This window comes from bacterium, assembly GCA_024228115.1.
In the GTDB taxonomy this organism is placed as follows: Bacteria; Myxococcota_A; UBA9160; order UBA9160; family UBA6930.
Map to the genome: position 1 here is coordinate 1 of JAAETT010000117.1, position 4433 is coordinate 4433.

At 62.2% G+C, this 4433-nt stretch carries 4 protein-coding genes; 2 read left to right on the top strand and 2 right to left on the bottom strand.

Going from position 1 to position 4433, the window contains the following annotated elements:
* The first annotated feature begins 166 nt into the window (after positions 1 to 166).
* A complete protein-coding gene (locus GY937_05860) occupies positions 167 to 856 on the top strand; it encodes a transposase (GenBank protein ID MCP5056238.1) in 690 nt (229 codons plus the stop codon).
* Here GY937_05860 and GY937_05865 read toward each other — a convergent pair.
* The gene (locus tag GY937_05865; GenBank protein MCP5056239.1) at positions 853 to 1185 is read right to left on the bottom strand and encodes a helix-turn-helix transcriptional regulator; all 333 of its coding nucleotides are present in this window, start codon (positions 1183 to 1185) and stop codon (positions 853 to 855) included. The genes GY937_05860 and GY937_05865 overlap by 4 nt on opposite strands.
* A 235-nt stretch (positions 1186 to 1420) precedes the next feature.
* On the bottom strand, positions 1421 to 1732 hold the full coding sequence (locus GY937_05870; protein MCP5056240.1) for a hypothetical protein: 312 nt from the start codon (positions 1730 to 1732) through the stop codon (positions 1421 to 1423).
* A gap of 370 nt (positions 1733 to 2102) precedes the next feature.
* On the opposite strand from GY937_05870, the gene traG reads away from it, so the two are divergent.
* Positions 2103 to 4298, top strand: coding sequence for an IncP-type conjugal transfer protein TraG (gene traG / locus GY937_05875; protein ID MCP5056241.1), 2196 nt, complete (start codon positions 2103 to 2105; stop codon positions 4296 to 4298).
* Positions 4299 to 4433: the final 135 nt, after the last annotated feature.

Below are 4433 nucleotides of genomic sequence, written 5' to 3' on the forward strand. Positions count from 1 at the left end.
CTGCTGTTTCTCTGCGTCCAAGACATTTGCCATGGCGGGCGAGGCTATCCGCCTCGCCCGCCTCAACGTCCTGGACGACTCCCCGTTCTATGGCCGGTTTTCAGGTGATCACGTATGGCCGCTTTTGGGTGTTCACCGAGGAACAGGCCGGAAGGCCGAGCGGATTATGGATGAAGAGATCCGTCACGTTCGCTGCGAACAGATCGAGATGGATGAAATCTGGTGCTTCGTTTCGAAGAAGCGGGCCCAGCTCAAGCGCACCGATGATCTGACCCGCGTGGGCGACGCCTGGACGTGGGTGGCCCTGGATCCCGATTCCAAGCTGGTCCCAGCCCATCACGTCGGCCGCCGGAAGGATGCCGATGCCCAAATCCTGACCAAGCAGCTTGCTCGACGGATCGAGGGACGGGTCCAGATCAGCACCGACAAGCTCTACGCCTACCGCCACGCCATCAGCCTGCACCTGGGAGGCTCGATCCACAGCGACACGAAGGTGGACTACGGGCGCATCGTAAAGCGGTACAAAGGGGCTCCGCTCGATACGGGTAGGTACTCGCCTCCCGAGGTCGTGGCGATCGACAAGGATGCGGTCTACGGAAACCCCGATCCGGACCGGATCTGCACCTCCCACGTTGAGCGCCAGAACCTCACGATGCGAATGGGGATGCGACGCTTCACGCGGCTAACCAACGGCTTCTCAAAGAAGATCGAGAACCTCCGAGCCGCGACCGCGTTGCATTTCGTCCACTACAACTTCTGCCGGCGGCACTCGACCATCGGAACGACGCCCGCTTTGGCCGCAGGCGTCGCGGATCACCGCTGGACGCTGGAAGAGCTGGTGGAGGCGCCGTACTAGGCCGCCTCACGGAACTCGAAGTCCACGCTTGAATCACTGGATCCGATGTATGATCCCGTGTACGAGACAAAGAGACCCAAGTGCCCGTCATCTACCGGCAGCTTCGTATCGATGAGACGAGAGAACTCCTCGATATCGAATGTGTCCGCCATGAGTTGACCGTGGTTCGTTACCAGTTCAATAATCAGACGATACCGGACATGCTTGTCGAGCGAAGCCGAGATGGATTCTTCAGAATTCTCGATCCGTGAAAGGTGTTCAGGTGCGATGGACAGAGCCTCCGCAAAGTCCTTTGCCTTCTTGCCAAGTACATTCCGGGCGAATCGCACCTCGGGTCCTCGGATTCTGGCCGGCTTGAAGGCAAAACAAGAAGCAAGTATTCGGAGCAGGGTGGGCTGCGAATGGATGACAACCGAATCCCCACACTTGCAGGTGATGATCTCTACATTCGTGAGGTAGATATTATCGAGACCGCTCTCGGCGTACCGGTATGAATCACAAACGGTGTATCTGTACTCGCTGCCGCAAGTAGCGCACGGTTTCATACTCATCTGAGAACCTCGGTCAGTCTACGTAGAAGACAGTTAAGAGGAAAAGCCTGTCTTCCTCTATGTCTACCGCCAAGCCGAGCCTCACTGATTCCTCATCTGGAGTGGCCCCTTCGATCGTGACTTTCCAGTTTCCGAACTCGAAATCCCAGTCTGGACCCCGGACAACTTCGGCGCTTTCAAAGACTGATGGAAAGACAGAATGGGGAACAGACCGCTCGTCGATGCGTTCGTGAAAATGATCTCGTGGGATGAATGCGCCGGTTTCATATAAGCGTTTGATGGCTTGGAGGATCGCACCCGTGCCAGGCTTCTCGGGGGGAGTCAACGAACTGCTCCTAGAGGGGTGTCGGCCGGCCGGGGGTTAGACTTGATATAATATCAAGATCCATCGTTGTCAACACATGGAGACACCCCGCGGGGTAGGACACTACCGGTCCGCGAGTACATCCGGCATCAAGAGGCCGAGGACCGAAGAGTCGACCAGCTGAACCTGCTATGAGGCCAGCCCCCTTCAGGGGGCTCAAGGGGCCGTGAAGCGGCCCCGTTCACGCCGCTTTGAGCGGCTCACAAACGAAAGCCCCCGGCTTTGCCGGGGGATCGTTACTCAGGCCGCCTTGGTTCGGCCTGCCCGGACTCGTTGCGCCTTGCGGTTCTCGGCCCTGCGCGCAATCTTGAGGTCCCCCCCAGGATGCCCCGTGTTCCCTGCCGATGGGAACGGCGGCGTGGCCGACCAGCCGATCTACGACCTCGGCGAATCTCGACCGGATGCCCGGATCGGGATCTACATCAACTCCGTTCTGCTGATCTTCGGGTCGATGCTGCTCGTCATCTGGGCCACGACGGAGTGGGTGGCTTGGCGTTTCGGCTTCCATTCGAACCTCGGCGAGCCGCTCCTTACGGTCCGCGGATGGGGCTCGGTGGCGCTCGGCGCGTTCAGCGTCTCTCTCGGGATGGCGGCGGTAGGCGTCGCGGTGACAGATCGTTGGCAGCACTGGTGCGGATCTCTCGCAACGTGCAGCCTGCTTGTGCTGGCCGCAGCAGCGCTTCCGATCTACACGCCGTGGAGCGTTTGGAGCTGGGACCTCCGATTCGGCGACGCCTCATGGGCTGAGCCGACCTTTCAAACAGCCCATTTCCTGATCGCCATCCCGGCGCACCTGATCTTCGGCGTCGGGATGGTCGCAGCGTGGCGACGCGCCAAACAGGAGTCGGCCCGCAGCGATGCGCACGGTTCAGCGCGCTGGGCGAGCGGGGAGGAGATCGGCGCTTCGGACCTCACTTCAGGAGAGGGCGTCGTGCTCGGCGTCCACCGGGGAAAGCCCCGCGACAAGGGGACCTATCTCCGTCACGGAGGCGTTCAGCATGTCCTGGGCTTCGCGCCGACACGCTCGGGCAAGGGCGTTGGATGGGTCGTCCCGACGCTTCTCACGTGGACGGGGAGTGCGCTCATCCACGACATCAAGGGCGAAAACTGGTCGCTCACGGCCGGATGGCGAAGGGAGGGGCTGGGAAACCGCTGCCTGCGGTTCGATCCAACCTCCGAGGACGGCGACTCCGCCCACTACAACCCGCTTCTCGAAGTTCGGAGGGGGCACTTCGAGGTTCGCGATGCCCAGAACATCGCCGACATGCTGGTCGACCCCGACGGGTCCGGGACGAAAGACCACTGGGACCTCACGGCACAGGAGATCCTTGTCGCCGTGATCCTGCATGTCCTCTACGCAGGGCCAAGGAAGACGCTCCGAGGCTGTCTCGAGCTGCTCACGGATCCGGCGCGCCCGATCGAAGCCGTGCTCGAGGAGATGATGGCCTACGAGCACGACCCACCCGGCGCGCGTGGGTGGCGGGAGGCTGGCGGCGACTCCCCGACGACGACGCACCCGCTCGTCGCTGGCTCGGCCCGGGCGCTCTTGAACAAGAGCGAGAACGAGCGCTCCAGCGTGATTTCGTCCACCGTGAAATGCCTCTCCCTCTACCGAGACGACCTCGTGGCGGAGAAGACGAGCCGGAGCGATTTCAAGGTCACGGACCTCGTGGACTACGAGACGCCCGTGAGCCTCTACCTCGTCGTTCCGCCTTCGGACGTTAGCCGCGTGCGCCCCCTCATGAGGCTCCTCATCCATCAGGTGGGAAGCCGGCTGACGGAAAGCCTCGAGGGGACGGAAAGGGCAGGGGAGGGCGCCGCCGCCCGCCACCGGCTCCTTCTCATGATGGACGAGTTTCCAACGCTCGGGCGGTTGGATTTCTTCGAGACCCAGCTCGCCTATCTGGCCGGCTACGGCATCCAGGCGTTCCTCATCGTTCAGGACCTCTCGCAGCTCTACGCCGCCTACGGACACCATGAATCCATCGTCTCGAACTGCCACGTGCGGGTCGCCTTCGCACCGAACAAGATTGAGACGGCGCGGCTGCTCTCGGAAATGGCCGGTGTCATGACGGTACGAAAGCCGCGCCGCATGTACTCGGGCAACCGCCTCGCCCCCTGGCTGTCCCATGTGATGGCATCCGAAGAAGAGACCCACCGAGCCCTCTTGACGCCCGACGAGGCGCTCCGGATCCCGGCGGACAACGCGCTCATCTTCGTCGCCGGGGAGCGTCCTATCTGGGCAAAGAAGGCCCGCTTCTTTGCGGATCCAAGGCTCACGGAACGGACCGAAATCGAACCGCCGCAGAACCGTCCGATCGAGCGAGAGCCTTCCGAGTGGTTGGGGACGCCGGCGGCTCCAACCCCAACGCTGGAGGGGATCCCTGATAGTGGTGATTCGGAAGAACTGGACGAGTTACTCGAGGCCGACGAGGCCGAATCTGCGAACTCGGCCGGCGAACCTTCGCTCCCTGGCTCTTCCCCGCCAAGGCCGAATCGATCCGTGCCGATCAAGTCGCTGGTCTAGGAGTCTGCGCGGTAGAAGCGAGATCGGCCGCGTAGCGTGGGATTCTCGGTTGAATTGTTGCGGTGAGTAGGGTCTGGGGCGCCCGGGACCGCGAAGGCTCCGGATCGGGTGTGAGCCGGGGTTGCCCTGGAAGCC

Coding starts and splice junctions, on each gene's coding strand:
- GY937_05860 (MCP5056238.1), top strand. CDS start 167: ATGGATGAAGAGATCCGTCACGTTCGCTGCGAACAGATCGAGATGGAT.